This window comes from Micromonospora sp. NPDC047762 (assembly GCF_043204655.1).
In the GTDB taxonomy this organism is placed as follows: Bacteria; Actinomycetota; Actinomycetes; order Mycobacteriales; family Micromonosporaceae; genus Micromonospora.
On record NZ_JBIDCQ010000005.1, the window covers coordinates 238,821 to 255,179 of the forward strand.

The 16,359-nt window shown below is 70.8% G+C and carries 15 protein-coding genes and 2 tRNA genes; 10 read left to right on the forward strand and 7 right to left on the reverse strand.

Translation table 11 applies throughout. The features are described from left to right. Positions 1-7: 7 nt before the first annotated feature. Positions 8-478 (forward strand): TspO/MBR family protein, encoded by a 471-nt coding sequence (locus ACGF3C_RS18185; RefSeq protein ID WP_357229957.1) that lies wholly within the window; start codon positions 8-10, stop codon positions 476-478. A gap of 170 nt (positions 479-648) precedes the next feature. Further along, on the forward strand, positions 649-2,214 hold the full coding sequence (locus tag ACGF3C_RS18190) for a sigma-70 family RNA polymerase sigma factor (protein ID WP_393223237.1): 1,566 nt from the start codon (positions 649-651) through the stop codon (positions 2,212-2,214). A gap of 108 nt (positions 2,215-2,322) precedes the next feature. Here the strand turns inward: ACGF3C_RS18190 and ACGF3C_RS18195 are convergent, their stop codons facing one another. Continuing rightward, positions 2,323-3,054, reverse strand: coding sequence for an SDR family oxidoreductase (locus ACGF3C_RS18195; RefSeq protein ID WP_355005403.1), 732 nt, complete (start codon positions 3,052-3,054; stop codon positions 2,323-2,325). A 105-nt stretch (positions 3,055-3,159) separates the two neighbouring features. Between ACGF3C_RS18195 and ACGF3C_RS18200 the strand changes: the two genes are divergently transcribed. Next, entirely contained in the window at positions 3,160-4,008 is an 849-nt protein-coding gene (locus ACGF3C_RS18200; protein ID WP_357229962.1) for a LysR family transcriptional regulator, read from the forward strand. Between the two features lie 84 nt (positions 4,009-4,092). On the opposite strand, the gene ACGF3C_RS18205 is transcribed toward ACGF3C_RS18200, so the two are convergent. After that, positions 4,093-4,168: transfer RNA gene (locus ACGF3C_RS18205), tRNA-Lys, on the reverse strand. Positions 4,169-4,355: 187 nt separating this feature from the next. Here ACGF3C_RS18205 and ACGF3C_RS18210 point away from each other — a divergent pair. Both ACGF3C_RS18210 and ACGF3C_RS18215 read left to right on the forward strand, forming a co-directional pair. Beyond that, entirely contained in the window at positions 4,356-5,618 is a 1,263-nt protein-coding gene (locus ACGF3C_RS18210) for an Ig-like domain-containing protein (protein WP_393223241.1), read from the forward strand. Between the two features lie 248 nt (positions 5,619-5,866). Beyond that, positions 5,867-7,159 carry an Ig-like domain-containing protein gene (locus ACGF3C_RS18215; RefSeq protein ID WP_357228400.1) on the forward strand — a complete coding sequence of 431 codons (1,293 nt, stop codon included), beginning with the start codon at positions 5,867-5,869 and terminating at the stop codon, positions 7,157-7,159. A 110-nt stretch (positions 7,160-7,269) separates the two neighbouring features. Here the strand turns inward: ACGF3C_RS18215 and ACGF3C_RS18220 are convergent. Then, positions 7,270-7,345, reverse strand: a tRNA-His gene (locus tag ACGF3C_RS18220). Positions 7,346-7,449: 104 nt separating this feature from the next. Next, positions 7,450-8,040: an oligoribonuclease gene (gene orn / locus ACGF3C_RS18225; protein WP_393223244.1), complete on the reverse strand. Its 591-nt coding sequence runs from the start codon at positions 8,038-8,040 to the stop codon at positions 7,450-7,452. A gap of 72 nt (positions 8,041-8,112) precedes the next feature. Between orn and ACGF3C_RS18230 the strand changes: the two genes are divergently transcribed. Further along, positions 8,113-9,396: a glycosyltransferase 87 family protein gene (locus ACGF3C_RS18230; protein ID WP_357233765.1), complete on the forward strand. Its 1,284-nt coding sequence runs from the start codon at positions 8,113-8,115 to the stop codon at positions 9,394-9,396. A 151-nt stretch (positions 9,397-9,547) separates the two neighbouring features. On the opposite strand, the gene ACGF3C_RS18235 is transcribed toward ACGF3C_RS18230, so the two are convergent. The 3 genes from ACGF3C_RS18235 to ACGF3C_RS18245 all read right to left on the reverse strand — a co-directional run bounded on the left by ACGF3C_RS18235 (position 9,548) and on the right by ACGF3C_RS18245 (position 13,136). Next, complete coding sequence (locus ACGF3C_RS18235) at positions 9,548-10,567, reverse strand: hypothetical protein (protein WP_393223633.1); 1,020 nt, start codon at positions 10,565-10,567, stop codon at positions 9,548-9,550. A 149-nt stretch (positions 10,568-10,716) separates the two neighbouring features. After that, complete coding sequence (locus tag ACGF3C_RS18240; protein WP_393223247.1) at positions 10,717-11,451, reverse strand: YcnI family protein; 735 nt, start codon at positions 11,449-11,451, stop codon at positions 10,717-10,719. 17 nt (positions 11,452-11,468) lie between these two features. Beyond that, positions 11,469-13,136 carry a copper resistance CopC/CopD family protein gene (locus ACGF3C_RS18245; RefSeq protein WP_393223249.1) on the reverse strand — a complete coding sequence of 556 codons (1,668 nt, stop codon included), beginning with the start codon at positions 13,134-13,136 and terminating at the stop codon, positions 11,469-11,471. A gap of 172 nt (positions 13,137-13,308) precedes the next feature. On the opposite strand from ACGF3C_RS18245, the gene ACGF3C_RS18250 reads away from it, so the two are divergent. The 4 genes from ACGF3C_RS18250 to ACGF3C_RS18265 are packed head-to-tail and all read left to right on the forward strand — an operon-like array spanning position 13,309 to position 16,250. Beyond that, complete coding sequence (locus ACGF3C_RS18250; RefSeq protein ID WP_357222793.1) at positions 13,309-13,899, forward strand: sigma-70 family RNA polymerase sigma factor; 591 nt, start codon at positions 13,309-13,311, stop codon at positions 13,897-13,899. 32 nt (positions 13,900-13,931) lie between these two features. Then, positions 13,932-14,456, forward strand: coding sequence for a MauE/DoxX family redox-associated membrane protein (locus ACGF3C_RS18255; protein WP_393223253.1), 525 nt, complete (start codon positions 13,932-13,934; stop codon positions 14,454-14,456). Then, entirely contained in the window at positions 14,449-15,165 is a 717-nt protein-coding gene (locus ACGF3C_RS18260; RefSeq protein WP_355005413.1) for a thioredoxin domain-containing protein, read from the forward strand. Before ACGF3C_RS18255 ends, ACGF3C_RS18260 begins: the two co-directional genes overlap by 8 nt. After that, on the forward strand, positions 15,162-16,250 hold the full coding sequence (locus ACGF3C_RS18265) for a hypothetical protein (RefSeq protein ID WP_393223257.1): 1,089 nt from the start codon (positions 15,162-15,164) through the stop codon (positions 16,248-16,250). The genes ACGF3C_RS18260 and ACGF3C_RS18265 overlap by 4 nt, the downstream gene beginning before the upstream one ends. Positions 16,251-16,359 lie beyond the last annotated feature (109 nt).

A 16,359-nucleotide genomic window follows, 5' to 3' on the forward strand; every position in this document is an offset into this window, starting at 1 on the left:
GAACAGCATGCGACTACCAACCCTGGCTAGGACCGCGGCAGCGGTCACCGTGACAGCCGCCGCCGGGGCGACGGTCACCGACGCGTCCTCACGCTGGTACCAACGGCTACGCAAGCCGACCTGGCAACCCCCGCCCGTGGCGTTCCCGCTGGTATGGACGCCGCTGTACGCCCTGATCGCGGTGGCCGGCGCCCGCGTGCTGGACCGCACCAGCGAAACCGACCGCGCCGCGTTCACCCGTGCCTACGGGCTCAACCTGGCCCTCAACTTCGGTTGGAGCGCGCTGTTCTTCAAGGCCCACAGACCCACCATCGCGCTGGCCGAAATCGCCGCGCTCAACGCCTCCAACCTCGTGCTGCTCCGCCGAGCCTCACAGGCCGACGGCGTCGCGGCCGTCGCACTGGCCCCGTACGTCGCGTGGACGCTCTTCGCGACCGCCCTCAACGGCACCATCGTCCACCTCAACAGCAACAGGTGAGCCTGTTGGTGTCCGTCAGCTGAAGGCTGGCTGGCACCGCACTGAGGGGGCTTCGGCCTGGACGTCGTCACTCGCGGTGGACGATGAGGAAGTCAGTTTGTGTGACCTGGACGGGTGCCAACCGATCTCCACGGTGTACGAAGATGTCCCGTGAAGGCGAGGTTGTGAGCGTGACCGAGCACGCGTACCCGAACAGCACCGACATGTCGGCGGCGGTGGACGCGGCACGCCGCGGCGACCAGGCGGCGATGGACGCGTTGGTCTCGCATTACCTGCCACTGGTGTACAACATCGTGGGCCGGGCACTGAATCGGTCGGCGGATGTCGACGACGTGGTGCAGAACACGATGTTGAGCGTCGTGCGCGGACTGGCGGGCGTACGCGATCCGCGGCTTTTCCGGTCGTGGCTGGTGGCCGTCACCATGAACGAGATCCGCGCCTACCGGCAGTACCAGCACGTCACACCGGCGCCGCCGGAGGACATCGACAATCTGGTCGTCCCGGGCTCCGACTTCGAGGACCTGACGCTGACCAAGCTTCGCCTGTCCAATGAGCGCCGGGAGGTGGTCCTGGCCACCCGCTGGCTGGACGATGACCACCGCCACCTGCTGTCCCTGTGGTGGTTGGCCGAGGCCGGTCACCTTTCCCGCGCCGACCTGGTCGATGCCCTACAACTGGACCCGCACCACGTGACCGTCCGGGTGGCCCGGATGAAGGCACAGTTGGACACCGCTCGGCTGGTGGTGCGAGCCCTCTCCGCCCGGCCCGGCTGCGCAGGCCTGATCGACACGGCGTCCGATTGGGACGGCCAGCCCGCGCAGGTGTGGCGCAAGCGACTGGCGCGGCACATTCGCACCTGCGCGCGGTGCCCGAACGCCGCGTCGGATCTGGTTCCGGCCGAACGGCTGCTGGCCGGCCTGGCACTCACACCGCTCCCGGCCGGCCTCGCGTCGGACGTCACGCGCAAGGCGTACACCGTCTCCGGCACGTCGCAGGGAGTCGCGCCCGCCGGCGCCCCCGTGAAGACCGCCGGGGCGTTGCGGGACGTCGCGCCGACCGGCGCATCCGCGAAGACCGGCGGGGTGTCGCATCAGGCCGGCGTCACGGCACTGTCTCTGCCCAAGACCCTGGTCGGCGCCTTCGCGGCCGTCGCCCTGATCGGAGGCGGCGGGATCCTCATCGCCAGTTACGCGGACAGGCCGACGCAACGGCCGGCGAGCGCGACCGGCGCCCAGCCCCCAACCGCGATCATCGAACCCGGCTACGAAACCACCGAACCCGCGTTCGCGTCGCCGTCCACCTCGCGGGCGACCTCCACGCCCACCAGGTCAGCGAAGCCGGTCAGGTCGCCGGCGCCGACCACGTCACCGACCAGGTCGGCACCCAAGTCTGCCAATGCGGCATCCGGTGTCTCCGCCGCCGAACAACGTCTGCTGGTGCTGCTCAACGAGCGACGCCGCGCGCTCGGGCTGCCGGAGGTAGCGCTGCGCGCCACGGAGCAACGCGCCGGGGAAGCCTGCGTGAAGCAGAACCTTGATGCGGGCGCGTTTGAGCACTGCGGCCATGAGGTCCTCTTCGCGTCCTCGGGCACCGCCACACCCGAGCAGATGATCGAGGCCTGGTTCAACAGTCCCGGCCACAAGACGGCACTGACCTACTCCAGCTCGCGCTTCGCCGGCCCTGCCATCGTCTCCAACGGCACCCGCCAGATCGCGGCCATCAATATCGACTACTGAGGCTTGTGCACGTAGGAGTGGGTGCAGCGCCGATGGCGCGAGCGGCCCGGTGCCGATGGCGCCGGGCCGCTCTCGTCGGCCGGCGCGCGAGCCGCGAGCCGCGAGCCGTCACCAGGGCACCACACCGGCGTCCTCGAAAAATCCGCCGGTGGGGCCCCCGTCGGGCAGTGTGGCCAGGCGGATGGCGGTCGCTGCGCCCTCCTGGGGAGTACGCACGCCACGGAAGCCGTTGAGGTCGGTGGCGACGAAGCCCGGGCAGGCGCAGTTGATGAGGATGTTCGTGTCCGCCAGTTCCCGGACGTACTGAAGGGTCACCGCGTTCAGGAACGACTTGGAGGGCGCGTAGGCCACAGCGACCGGACCTGTGGAGGTCTCACCACCGGGGCCGGACTGCCGGGCCAGAGAACCGACGCTGCTGGACATGTTCACGATGCGCGGCGAGGCCGACCGGCCGAGCAACGGCAGCATGGCGTTCGTCACCCGGATGACGCCGATGACGTTGGTCTCCACCACCGTACGGATGACGGCCGGATCGACGCTGCTCGGCTGCTGCGGCCCGCCGCCGGTGATTCCGGCGTTGTTGACCAGGGCATCGAGGCGTCCGGCGCGTTCGGCGATCAGATCGGCTGCGGCGGCGACACTGCTGTCGTCGGTGACATCCAACGGGACACCGAAGGCGTCGACGCCGGCGTCCCGCAGCCGTGCCACCGCAGCGTCCCGCCGGGTCTGCTCGCGAGCCCCGACACCCACGCTCCAACCCAGCGCGCCCAGGCCTGCCGCGATCTCGTACCCGATGCCTTTGTTGGCCCCGGTAACCAGGGCGATCTTCGTGTCACTCATGTCTTCGACTGTGAGTCACGGCCCGTAAGCCGTCCAAGACCACCTGAGTCATGGGCGATACCCTCACGGTATCGTCGCGCCTCCGTTCCCGGCTAGGCTCGACACGTGGAGACACGAGAGCTGCGGTACTTCGTCGCCGTGGCCGAGGAGCTGCACTTCGGCCGAGCGGCGCAACGCCTGGGCATAGCCCAGCCGCCACTGTCACGGGCGATCAGTCAGCTCGAACGCCGTCTGGGTGCCGCCTTGCTGAAGCGTGACAGCCGCTCGGTGACCCTGACCGAGGCCGGTGCGGTCCTGCTGCACGAAGGACGAGCAGCTCTGGACGCTGTGGAAGCTGCCGAACATCGCACCCGCCGCGCAGCTCTCGCCGTCACCGGTCGCGCCAGCGTCGTCCTGGCGACCAAGGCTGGAGCGACCAGCGAGTTGCTCGCGAAGCTGCTACACGCCTACGCCACCGAACCGGGATCGGTCGACGTCGACGTGGTGCTGTGTGGCCCCGGCGAACAGGAACGGCTGTTGCGGACCGGCCGTGCCGATGTCGCGATCCTTCACCACCCGTTCGACGACCTGACAGGGTTCGACACCGAGGAGCTGCTCACCGAGGGCCAGGTCGCCATCCTCCCGGCCGGCCATCCCCTCACCACTCGCAGGAGTTTGCAGCTGAGCGAGGTGACCGAGCTACCCGACCTGCCTCTACCGCGCTGGCCCGGGAATGACGGCACCTATCCCGACGGCCCAGGTCCTGAGGCACAGAGCCACTCCCAACTCTTCCAGCTGATCGCCCTTGGCCGGACCTTGCTGGTCGTGCCTGACTCCGCCCGATCCCAGTTGAACGATGATCTCGTCGCCGTGCCGATCGTGGACGCGCCGGAAGTCACCACGGTCATCGCCTGGCCCCCGCACAGCCGTTCCCGAGCTGTCGCTGATCTGGTACGAGCCGCACTCCGCCTCTAGCCGCTGGCACCGCACCTCGTCGCACCGCCGTACGCGAAAAAAGCCCTGACCGGCAGAGATCTGCCAGGTCAGGACCTTCATCGTTGGTGCGCCGCCAGGGACTCGAACCCCGAACCCGCGGATTAAGAGTCCGCTGCTCTGCCAGTTGAGCTAGCGGCGCTCGTTCGGCAACGGAGAGAACATTAGCACCCCTCCCGAGCGGCCTCCAATTCGGTTCCCCGGGTCCCCCCTTCGGTCGAGCTTTGCCGGCAAAAGCCCCGAACCGGGCACCACCGTCAAGATCGGGACGTGGGTTGCGGCGTCGATGCGGCACGATGTCCGCCAGGTACGCGAGAACAGAGGTGGGCATGGCACGGTTCACGCGAGCCGGGGCGGTGGTGGGCGCCCTGACTCTGGCGGCGGCGCTGGCACTGACCGGATGCGGCGGCGACGGAAAGAAGCCGGAATTCGTTGGCGGGGCGTCCCCGGACGTGAGCGCCACCCCCGGCTCAGCCGCACCTTCGACACCGAGCACACCGAGTGGGCCAGCACTCACGCTGAGCCCGGCGAACGGCACGAAGAACAGGCCGGTGAGCACGGAGATCAGCGCGAAGCTCCCGGACGGCGGGAAGGTGTCAGCTGTCACGCTGACGGCGGACGGCGGCGGCTCGATCGAGGGCAAGCTGCGGAGCGATGGTTCGTCCTGGGTGCCGTCCGCTCCGCTGAAGTGGGGCACCCGCTACACCGCCACGGTGACGGCCAGCGCGTCGGACGGTACGAGCAGCCAGGGCACCAGCAGCTTCACCACGATGGCCAAGCCGAAGTCGACGATCGGGTCGGGCCTGTACCTCTTCGACGACAAGAGTTACGGGGTGGCCATGCCGGTGGTCACCGAGTTCCACCCGGGTATCCCGAAGAAGGACCGGGCGGCGGTGCAGAAGCGGATGTTCGTCAGGACCGACCCGCCGCAGCCGGGCGCGTGGCACTGGGTCAGCAGCGGCACGCAGGCCTACTACCGGGCTCCGGAGTACTGGAAGCCGGGCACCACCATCGCCGTGCGGATCGCCCTGGCGGGGATGCCGTTGAGCAACGGTAGGTACGGCGACATCGACCGCAAGGCCACCGCCAAGATCGGCCGCTCGTTCGAGATGAAGGTCGACAACGCCAACAAGAAGATGACGGTGTTCGAGAACGGCACGCCGGTACGCACCATTCCAGTGAGCCTGGGCAAGAAGAGCACCCCGTCGTCGAGCGGCACGATGGTGGTGATGGAGAAGAAGGAAGCCACCGTCTTCGACACCCGCGACGACCCGGATCCGGCCAACCGTTACGTGACCGACATCCAGTTCGCCCAGCGGCTCACCTGGGGCGGCGAGTACATCCACGCCGCACCCTGGTCGGAGCACGTGCAGGGGCGGCAGAACGTCTCGCACGGCTGCGTGAACGTGTCGATGGCGAACGCCAGGTGGTTGTTCGACAAGACCCGGATCGGTGACCCGATCACGATCAAGGGCACCGAGCGCAGGGTCGCCGCCGGCAACGGTTGGACGGCGTGGAGCCTGAGCTGGTCGGAGTTCATCAAGGGCAGCGCGTTGCCGGTGCCCAGTGGTGGGGCCGGCCCGGCGGTCTGAGCCGTCGGTCTCGTTGCGCCGGCTCGGCCGTTGGCCGGGCCGGCGTACTCTTGCACTCCCGCCGGTCGATGACGACGCGGCGACCCCGCACTCCCGGCACGGAGACGAGCCAGGCTCACGAAACGCCGAATAGTAGCAGGATTCGGGCACTATTGACGGCGTGTTTCGGTTCACCCTCGGCAACCGGGGCCGGCTCTGGCGCGTCAGTAAGAGACGATGGGGCAGCGACCACAACTGTGAGGGACTTCATGCGAGCTAGCCAGGACCAGCTGATCAGGCCCGGTGGGCGACGCCGCGTGTTCGCGGCAGGGCTCCTCGCCGTGGCGCTGGCCTTCACCTCGGCCTGCACCGACGGCGACGGCGGCAAGTCGTCCTCGTGGCACGGGGGCGGCGAGAACCCGGCACCGAAGGCCGCGGCGACGATCAGTGAGCCGGCGGCCGACGCCAAGGACGTGGCGGCGTCCACCGGCATCACCTTCACCACGAAGGACGCCGTGGAAACCGCTGTCGAGCTGAAGGACGCCGCCGGCAAGGCGGTCGAGGGCGCCCTCGCCAAGGACGGCAAGTCGTGGCTTCCGGCTGGCGCGCTGGCCTACGGCACGAGCTACACGGCCACCGTGACCGCCAAGGGCGACGACGGGCTTCCGGCCACCGCGACGAGCACCTTCACCACCATGGCCAAGCCCGGCAACCAGGTGCGGGTGAGCAGCTTCCTCGGTGACAACCAGGTGGTCGGGGTGGGCATGCCGCTGATCGTGAAGTTCAGCCGGGACATCCCGGAGGACTACCGCGACGACGTGCAGCGCCGGATGACCGTCACCTCGACTCCGGCGCAGGAGGGGATCTGGCACTGGGTCAGCCCCACCGAGATCCGCTACCGGCCGAAGGAGTTCTGGAAGCCCAACAGCAAGGTCTCCTACCGGGTGCAGGCCGGCGGCCTGCCGATGGGTGCGGGTTGGTACGGCCGCGCCGACCTCTCGGTGGACGTCAAGATCGGCGCTGCGGTGGTCATGACCGTCGACAACAAGACCAAGCGGATGACGGTGACCCGCAACGGCTCTGTGATCAAGACCATTCCGGTCAGCCTGGGCAAGAAGAGCACCCCGTCGTCCAGCGGCACCATGGTCGTCATCGAGAAGCTACGCAAGACGGTCTTCGACACGTTCGAGGAGCTGGGCCCGGACGAGGGCTACCGCACCAAGATCGACTTTGCGCAGCGCCTCACCTGGGGCGGGGAGTTCATCCACGCGGCACCCTGGTCCGAGGGCCAGCAGGGCACCACGAACGTGTCGCACGGCTGCGTCAACGTGTCGATGGCCAACGGCGACTGGCTCTTCAAGAACACCCAGATCGGCGACCCGATCACGGTCAAGGGCACCGAGCGCAAGCTGCAGAACGGCAACGGCTGGACCGACTGGAACATGAGCTGGGACGAGTACGTCAAGGGCAGCGCCCTCCCGTACGAGCCTCCGGCCGACCCGGACGCCACCACCCCGGCCCCGGACGGGGCGGTCACCCCGTCCCCCACACCGACCGCCTGAGCCAGCCGACGAAAGCCCCCTCCCCGGAGGGGGCTTTCGCGTCGTCCCCCGTCTCGCCCCTACAACGACTCAGGCCCCCTCCGAGGAGGGGGCCTGAGCAGTGAAACCAGTGGGGTGACTGATGGGAATTGAACCCACGACAACCGGGACCACAACCCGGTGCTCTGCCAACTGAGCTACAGCCACCATGCCGCCGTCGCCCGGTTGATCGCTCCGGGCGGGGTGCGGACCAATAATAGCCACACCACAGCCAGGCACGTCCAGCGGGTTGCCGGTCAGCGCGGCCGCGGTCAGAGTTCGGCGGCGATGGCCTTGGCGGTCTCGACGTCCGGGCCGGGCAGCGGAACGAAGACGGTGCGTCGGTAGTACTCCAACTCCCGGATGCTCTCCCGGATGTCGGCCAGCGCCCGGTGCGCGAGACCCTTCTGCGGCTGGCCGAAGTACACGCGGGGGTACCAGCGGCGGCAGAGTTCCTTGATCGACGACACGTCGATCATCCGGTAGTGCAGGTGGGCATCGAGGCGGGGCATGTCCCGGGCGATGAAGCCCCGGTCGGTGGCGATCGAGTTGCCGCAGAGCGGAGCCGTACGCGGGTCCTTGACGAAGGTGCGGACGTACTCCAGCACCAGGTCCTCGGCCTCGGCGAGGGTGACCGCCGAACGACGGACCTCCTCGGTGAGGCCGGACTTGGCGTGCATCGTCCGCACGATCTCCGGCATCCCCTCCAGCGCCGCCTCGTCGGCGTGGATGACCACGTCGACACCGTCACCCAGCACGTTGAGGTCGGGATCGGTGACCAGTGCCGCAACCTCGATCAGTTTGTCCCTGCCGAGGTCCAACCCAGTCATCTCACAGTCGATCCAGACGAGGAGATCAGCCACCGGGACAGCCTACGCGCAGCCCACGCCCCGCGGCTGCGCGCTCTCGGCGGACCGGACCGCTAGGGTTTCGGGGTGCCAGCAGAACCCGTCGCACCGCCCGCCGTCACCGAAGACGATCCCGGCGGCCGTACGGTCCGTCGCCTGGTCGCGGTGGTGGCCCTCGGCGCTGTGCTGCCAGCGCTGTATCTGCCCGGCCTCGTGCACAACTTCTTCGATCTCAAGATCTACATGTCCGCGATGGACTGGTGGCGCGTCGGCCACCCGCTCTACGACTACGTCCAGCCCGACCGGGTGCAGGGCGAGTTGTACTTCACCTACCCACCCTTCAGCGCGCTGCTGCTGTGGCCGTTCGGTCTGTTACGGCTCGGCGCCACCGTGGCGATCTTCACGGCGCTCACAGTGCTGGCCGTGGTGCTGACCACCCGGTGGCTGGTGACGCCGGTGATCGCCCGACACGCCCTGCCCCGCACGTTCACCCTGGTCGCCGCCGTCCTGCTGGTGCTGGCGGTGGAGAGCATCCGCGAGACGATCACCTTCGGTCAGATCAACATGCTGTTGGTCGTGCTGATCCTGGCCGATCTGCTGTTCGCGGTGCCGCAGGCGCGACGCTGGGCCGGGGTGGGCGTGGGGCTGGCGACGGCCCTCAAGCTCTTTCCCGGCATCTTCATCGTCTATCTGCTGGCCACCCGGCGGTGGCGGGCCGCGGCGGTGGCGAGCGCGACCGCGGCGGCGGCGACCCTGCTCGCGGCGGCGATCGCCCCTCGTGACTCGTGGCGGTTCTGGACGCACGAGCTGTGGACCACCGAGCGGGTGGGACGCACCGACATCGTCGGCAACCAGTCGCTGTTCGGCCTGCTCAGCCGGTTCACCGAGCCGGAGAAGCCGGACCGGCTGCTCTGGTTGCTGCTGGTAGCCGCGGTCGCCGGCTACGGGCTGTGGCGGGCCGCCCGCGCGGCGCGGGCCGGTGACGCGTTGACCGGCCTGACGTTGACCGGGTTGGTCGGTTCCCTGGCCAGCCCTATCACCTGGACCCACCACATCTACTGGTTCGTGCCGGCGGTGGTGCTGCTCGCCGACGCGGCGTTGAGCGCGGACCGTCCGGACGAGGCACGCCGTCGTCGGTGGCTGGCCGGGCTCGCGCTGGGCATCACCGCCGTGACGATCTACGGCGTGGTGACGTTCCAGGCCTGGGGCGCGGGGCCGGTCCGCACTCACGATCCGGTGGACTTCGTCGTGCAGAACACCTACGTGCTGCTCAGCCTGCTGCTGCTGGCGGCGTTGCCGGTGCGCTCGGGGCTCGATGCGGAAAATCGCACCAAATGGACAGACCTCCCGAGTAGTCATGTTCGCCGCTAATCTGTCCTCATCTACCTCAAGCGTCGCTCGGGTAGCACCGCTCCCCCGGTGAGGGTGGCCCTCCGCGTCGGCAGCGCGGCGGGCCACTCGCCGTCTCACCCACCACCACCGGCCGGGCCGTCACCCGACCGGGCCGCCACCGGCCGGGCCGTCACCCGACCGGGCCGCCACCGGCCGGGCCGTCACCCGACCGGGCCGCCACCGGCCGGGCCGTGGGCTCGTCCACGTCGGCCGGCGGCCAGGCGAGACTCAACGTCACCTCCGGCGGGCGGGGAAGCCGGACCGGTTCGGCCAGGTCGGCGAGGGTGGCCGCGCGGGCCGCGCCGATCGCCGACCGGGCGGGTTCCGGGGCGCCGGAGCCGACCGGGGCGAGTTGTCGGAGCGGCAACGGCGAGGTCGGCTCGGGTTGCCGGGGGCCCAGGCCACTCAGCGAGGTGACCCCGAGCCGGCCGGCGAGCACCGGCACCTGATCCGGCTCGACCACGAAGATCACCTCGCGTGGCCGTAGTGGCCGCAGCAGGAGCAGCGCCGCGCACACCACCAGCAGCACGCCGACCGTCAACAGACCCCAGGTGGCCGGGCCGGTCCACCCGATACGCAACTCGGCGTGCAGGTCCAGAGCGAGGTCGTTCTCCCCGTCGGGGCGCATCACCACCAGGCTCATGGGTTCGCCGGCGAGGTCGTCCGCGCTCCAGTCCAGCGAACCGATCCCCTCGCGTACCCAGAAGGGTTTGCCCAGCGGCGTGACGGACCCGGCGGCCGGCGCGACATCCGGGGTGTCGGCGGCCGGTCCGGCCGGATCGAGCCGGACCGGCAGCGGACCCCGGGCCAGCGCCATCCGGCGGACCGTGGCGTGCGGCACCGCCTCCAGCCAGCCCCGCACCTCGGCGGTGGGCGCCAAGCCGACGAAGGCCGGCCCGCCCGTGGTGCGGGCGTCCAGGCGCAGCCGGGTCTGGGCGGTACGCGCGAAGGGCGCCTCCTGCCGCAGCAACCGGTCGAGGTCGGTGACGACGATCGCGTGACCGGGCGTGCGGACCGTTTCGAACCGGGCGGCGAAGGACCCGCCGGGGTCGGCATGTCGGGTCACCAGCCACAGCCCGCCACCGGCGAACAGCGCCGGAATCCCCACCACCAACAGCAGCACTCCGGCGATCACCCGCACGAACCGCATCCGCACCGTCCCCCTCCGTAGCCAAATACCCGGCCGACCTTACCGACGTACACCGTCTGATCAGGGGATATCCACGGCACGGTCGACATCGACTCCGGAAAGCACGCTGGCCCGCCGGAAGATCCGGCGGGCCAGCGGGTGAAACAGGGTCAGACCTTCGCGACCGGTTCCCGGCGGGTACGCGTGAACGCCAGCCCGCCCAGCACCAGACCGGCCAGGCCGGCGACGAGACCGGCCACACCGAGGCCGACCGCGAGCCCGTTGCCGTCGTCGTCGTCATCGTCATCGGGCGAGGCCACGGCTGCGCTGGGCGAGGCCGAACCCGCCGGCGCCGCCGCGGCGGCCAGGGTGAGCACCGGAGCGGGGTGCTCCGGCTCCTCGGCACCCGGCGCCGGCTCGTCGATCCACCGCGAGATGTTGCCATCCGAGTAGGTCTGCAGGACCTTGAAGACCATCGAGTCGACCTGCGGCAGCGGGCCCATCGAGACGGGGAACTCCTGGAACTGACCCGGCTTCACCCCCGCGTCGGCGGAGGCCGTCCAGGTGATCTTGGAGACGGCCTCGGTGAGCTGACTGCCGTGCACCTCGATCGGCGGGTCCACCTTGCGCTTCTCCGTGGCGACCGTCCAGCCGGGCACCGGCATCGTCGACACCGAGCCGACCGGGGCGTTCTCCGGCAGCACGACCTCCAACTTGGTGGTCGACGCGGTGTCGCTCTCGTTGGGCACCCGGAACGCCACCCGGGCGTAGCCACCCTGGGTTGCCTCCTTCGGGTTCACCGTGACGTGCGCGGACGCCGGTCCGGCGAAGCCGAGCACAGCGGTGGCGGCGGCGGTGAACGCCAGGGCGGCAGCGGCGGCTGCGGTACGCCGGAATCGGGTCATGGGTTTCGCGAACCTCTCTAACGGATGGGCACGGTGGCGGTCACCGTGGCCTGGTCGATGTCGGTCGTTCGGGCGGTGATCTTCAGCTGCCAATCGCCGGACGTCGGCATGCTGATGTCGCCGTAGGCGTGACTGTCCGTCAACCGCAGCAACGGCACCTCGATCGGCTCGATCCCGGCCGAGGGCAGCGCGACTGTCGCCTTCCACTCCGCGACCAGCAGTGGCTGGTTGGCCTTGTCGTACGCGTACAGGTGCACCGTGTTGTTGCCCCGCCCGGCCGGGCTCACCTCGACCTCGACGGACAGGAGCGGGCTGGAGAGCCTGGTGCTGAAGAGGCCGGACTCGGCTCCGGCGGACGGCCCGGCCGCGGCGGTGCGCGCGGGCGTGGTCTGCACCAGCGTGGCGGACACGGCCAGCACCACGACGGTGACGGCCAGCTCCACCAGGACCGCCCGGCGCACCGGTACCGGGCGTTGCGCCGCGACGCGACTGCGCACCAACTTCCGGGAGTACGCGGCCACGGCGATGACAATCGCGAACAGCCCGATCTTGGCGAGCAGCAGGCGCCCGTACGTGGTGTCGAAGAGCGCCTGCGGGGTGGCCACCTCGATCAGCGCCTGGACGGTGCCGGCCAGCAGCAGCGCCGAGACGGCGAGCGCCGCCCAGCGCGACCAGATCGGCAGGATCGCGCCCAGCTCCCGCTCGTCGGCCTGGCGCAGCAGGAAGACGGCGAGCATGAGCAGACCACCCAGCCAGACCGCCATGCTGCCCAGGTGGACCGCGTCGACCGCCACCGAGACCGCCGGCGCCGGGGAGGCCGCCGCGTGCCCGGCCAGCGGCCAGGTCAGCAGGGCAGCGCCGCCGAGCACGGCCAGGATGATCGCGTCCGCGCGGCCGGCGGGCCGGGCCAGCAGCGGGCGGAGCAGGAAGATGGACGCTGCCAGCAGGCCGAGTCGGACCAGGTGGGCGGCGCCGAAGGTGCTGCCGAAGACAGTGCCGAACCCCTCGCCGGTGACGTCGAAGAGACCACCACCGGCCGTGTACGGCACCTGCAACCACAGGTCGGCGAGGGTGGCGAAGGCCACCAGACCGAGGCCGGTCCAGGCCAGCCGGGTCGGCCCCCTGCGGGAGAGCCGGCGCGGCCACAGGGCGGCGAGCACCAGCGCCGGCCCGACCAGCAGCACCAGACCCGCGTAGCCGAGGAAGCGGGCGACCTTCACCGCCGTCTCCACCACCGGGTTGGCGCGGCTGTCGGTGCCGGAGTCGACGGGTGGGGTCGAGGGCGCGCCGACCGAGTAGGTGAACGCGCCGGAAACCGGGTGGCTGTCGGCGGAGATCACCCGAAAACTGACCAGGTAGGTGCCGCGCGAGCCGGCCGGGTCCACCGGGATGGTCACGACAGCGTCACCGAACGACGGTTCGCCCCGGTCGGCCCGGGAACCGTCCGGTGCGATGATCCGGATCTTGCCGGGCACCTTGCGGACCGACTCACTGAACGTGAGGACCACCTCGGACGGCCCGCTCGGCACGATGGAGGAGGCGGCCGGGCTGCTGCTCTCCAGCACCGCGTGGGCGCTGGCGGAGGTGGCTGGCGCGATCAACAGGGCGACGACGGTGACGAGCAGGCCGGCGGCTGCCGCCAGCCTGGCGGCCCAGCGGCGGGGGGCGACAGTCATGCCGGACATGGTCGCCGATAGGTGTGCCTTTCGGCGACCCGAGGGGGGTGGGGGCGTCGGTGGTCGCACGTCATGAACTGGTAGTCGGCCCGGAAAGGAGAAAAGTTCCCGACGTGGCGCAGACCATCCAAGGGTCGAACGACCCTGACGCGCCGCCGGCTGCCGCGTAACCTGGTGTGTCGTGATCCCTGTCCCGCGTGACTCCGGTGCCGTCAGTCCGGCAGAGCCGGCCGACGAGGTCGCCCGGGACCCGGCAACCGAGTGGGCGCTGACCGCCCGCGACGGCGACCCGAGCGCCCAGGCGGCGTTCGTCCGGCTGACCCAGGCCGAGGTCTGGCGGTTCGCCGCCGCCCTGGTCGACCCGGACAGCGCCGACGACCTGACCCAGGAAACCTACCTGCGGGCGTTCCGGGCACTTCCCGCCTTCGAGGGTCGCTCCAGCGCCCGCACCTGGTTGCTCGGCATCGCCCGCCGGGCCTGCGCCGACCACCTGCGCACTGTCATCAGGCGTCGGCGGCTCGACGAGCGCCTGGCGGCGAACGCGTACACCGACCGACCGCACCCCGACCCGGCCGGCCAGTTCGGCGCCGCGGACCTCGTCCGTCGCCTCGGCCCCGAGCGGCGCTCCGCGTTCGTGCTCACCCAACTGCTCGGCCTGTCGTACGCCGAGGCCGCCGCTGTCGAAGGGGTGCCGGTGGGCACCATCCGGTCCCGGGTCGCCCGGGCCCGGGACGACCTGGTCGAGGCGGTCGGCGACGCCCTGGCCGGCTGAACGCGGAACTTCCGGCGCGGACGGGACGACAAATGAGCGTGACAGCACCTTCCACCCGGCCGGGCCGATGGCCACTGGTCCGGCCGTGGCTCGGCATCGCGGCCCGACTCGGCCTCGCCTCCGTCTGGCTGGTCGCCGGCGCGTCGAAGGTCAGCGACCTCGCCGCCTCCGGGCGGGCGGTCAACGCGTATCAGGTGATGCCGTACGACGTGGCGACAGTGATCGGCGCGGCGCTGCCCTTCGTCGAGCTGGCGTTGGGCGTGCTGCTGCTGCTCGGGCTGGCCACCCGGCTCGTCGCCGGGGTGTCCGCCGCGCTGCTGGTGGTCTTCATCGCGGGAATCGCCTCGGCCTGGGCGCGAGGGCTGGCCATCGACTGCGGCTGCTTCGGCAGCGGCGGGCAACTGGCGGCGGGGCAGGCACCCAGTTACCTCCCGGAGATCCTCCGGGACCTGGGATTCTTGGTCTTGGCCGGATTTCTGCTGATCTGGCCGCGTACGCCGGTATCGGTGGACGGGTGGTTGTCCGGCGAACCCGTTGTGGAGGACGAGGATGAGTAGTCGCAAGGGGCAGCGGGACGCCGCCCGGGTGGTCCGCGAGCAGTTGGCCCGCGAGCGGCGCCGCCGCCGCACGATCTGGGTCTCCGCCGCCGCGGTCGTCGTCCTGGTCATCGCCGCCGGCATCGGCTGGGCCGTCTGGTCCAGCCAGCGCTCCGACGACTTCACCACCCCACCCGGCGCCAACGCGGAGGGCACCGGCATCGTCACCGGCGGCGGGCCGGTCACCGTCGACGTCTACGAAGACTTCCTCTGCCCGGCCTGCAAGCAGTTCGAGCAGACCAGCGGGTCCACCCTCGAACAGTTGGTGGCCGACAACAAGGCGAAAGTGGTCTACCACCCGGTCGCGTACCTCAACCGCTTCTCCACCACCCAGTACTCCACCCGCTCCTCGGCCGCCTCCGGCTGCGCGGCGGCGGGCGGCAAGTACCACGAGTACGCCAAGGCGCTCTTCGCCCAGCAGCCGCCGGAGGGCAGCGCCGGGCTCACCGACGACACGCTCATCGACATCGGCACCAGCGTGGGCCTCGACCGGGGCTCCTTCGGCAGTTGCGTGAAGGACGGGACGTACAAGGGTTGGACCGAACACGTCACCGACGACGCCAGCCGGAGCAACGTCACCGGCACGCCGACCGTCAAGGTCAACGGTCAACCCGTCGAGAACCCCACCCCGGACGCTCTCACCGCAGCCGTGGCGGCGGCCGGCAAGTGATCCGTACCCTGCTGGGCCGCGCCGGCCTGGTCGCCGCCGCAGCCGGCCTGGCCACGGTGATCAGCGCGGCGCCCGCCGCCGCCCACGGCGCGGACGCGCCGGACGGCACCGACTACCGCACCCGGACCACCGGCGTCGCACCGGCACAGCCAGGGCTTGAGGTACGCGTCATCGAGGCCGGCGCCCGACTGGAACTGACCAACCGCACCGGCCGCACCATCGAGGTCATCGGCTACTCCGGCGAGCCGTACCTGCGCGTCGGCCCGGACGGAGTCTTCGAGAACAGCCACTCCCCCGCCACGTACCTGAACCGCACCATCGACGGGGACACCGAACTCCCGGCCGAGGCCGACCCGGCCGCCGCACCCTCCTGGCAACGGGTCGACGACGGCACCACAGCGCGCTGGCACGACCAACGCGCGCTCTGGCGGGAGTCGGCACCACCGACCGCGGTACGCGCCGCACCGGACCGCGAGCACCGGGTCCGGGACTGGACCATCCCGCTGCGCGACGGCACCGACCCGATGGTGATCGGCGGCACGCTGGACTGGGTGCCGCCGCCGGACGCGTACACCTGGTGGGCCGTGACCATCGTGGGGCTGCTCGCGGTGGGCGCGCTCGGCCTGTTCGCCGCCACCGCCCCGGCCGGCGCCCGCGCGCTGTCCGCGCTCGGCGTGCTGCTGATCGTCGGCGGCGCGCTGGCCGTCGGGTACCCGGTGGGACGGGAGTTGGACGCGGGGGCCCAGGGCGTTGGCGGAGTGCTCGTCGGGCTGCTCTCCGGGCAGATCTGGCCCCTGATCACCGGCCTCGGCGCGATCGTCGCCGGCTGGTACGCGCTGAGCCGCCGCCCGGCCGCCGACTTCGTGGTCGCGCTGGCCGGGGCCTGCCTGGCGCTCTTCGCCGGAGCGTCGAACGCAGCCGTGTTCGCCCGCGCCATCGCCCCGGTGCCCTGGTCGCCCGCGGCCGCCCGGGTGATGGTGGCGCTCTTCCTGATCACCGGGGCCGGCGCGACAGCCGCCGGCATCCTGCGCCTGCACGCCACCTCCCGCACCACCGCGACAGCAGTCCCAACTCCAGCCCCCTGACCCCCGCAACCCGCCCCGCGCCCCCGCCCCGCGCCCCGCACCCCGCCGATCTTGCACTTTGGGTTGGCCATATGCGGCTTTCACCCCAAAGGCGGGGACAGAAACTGCA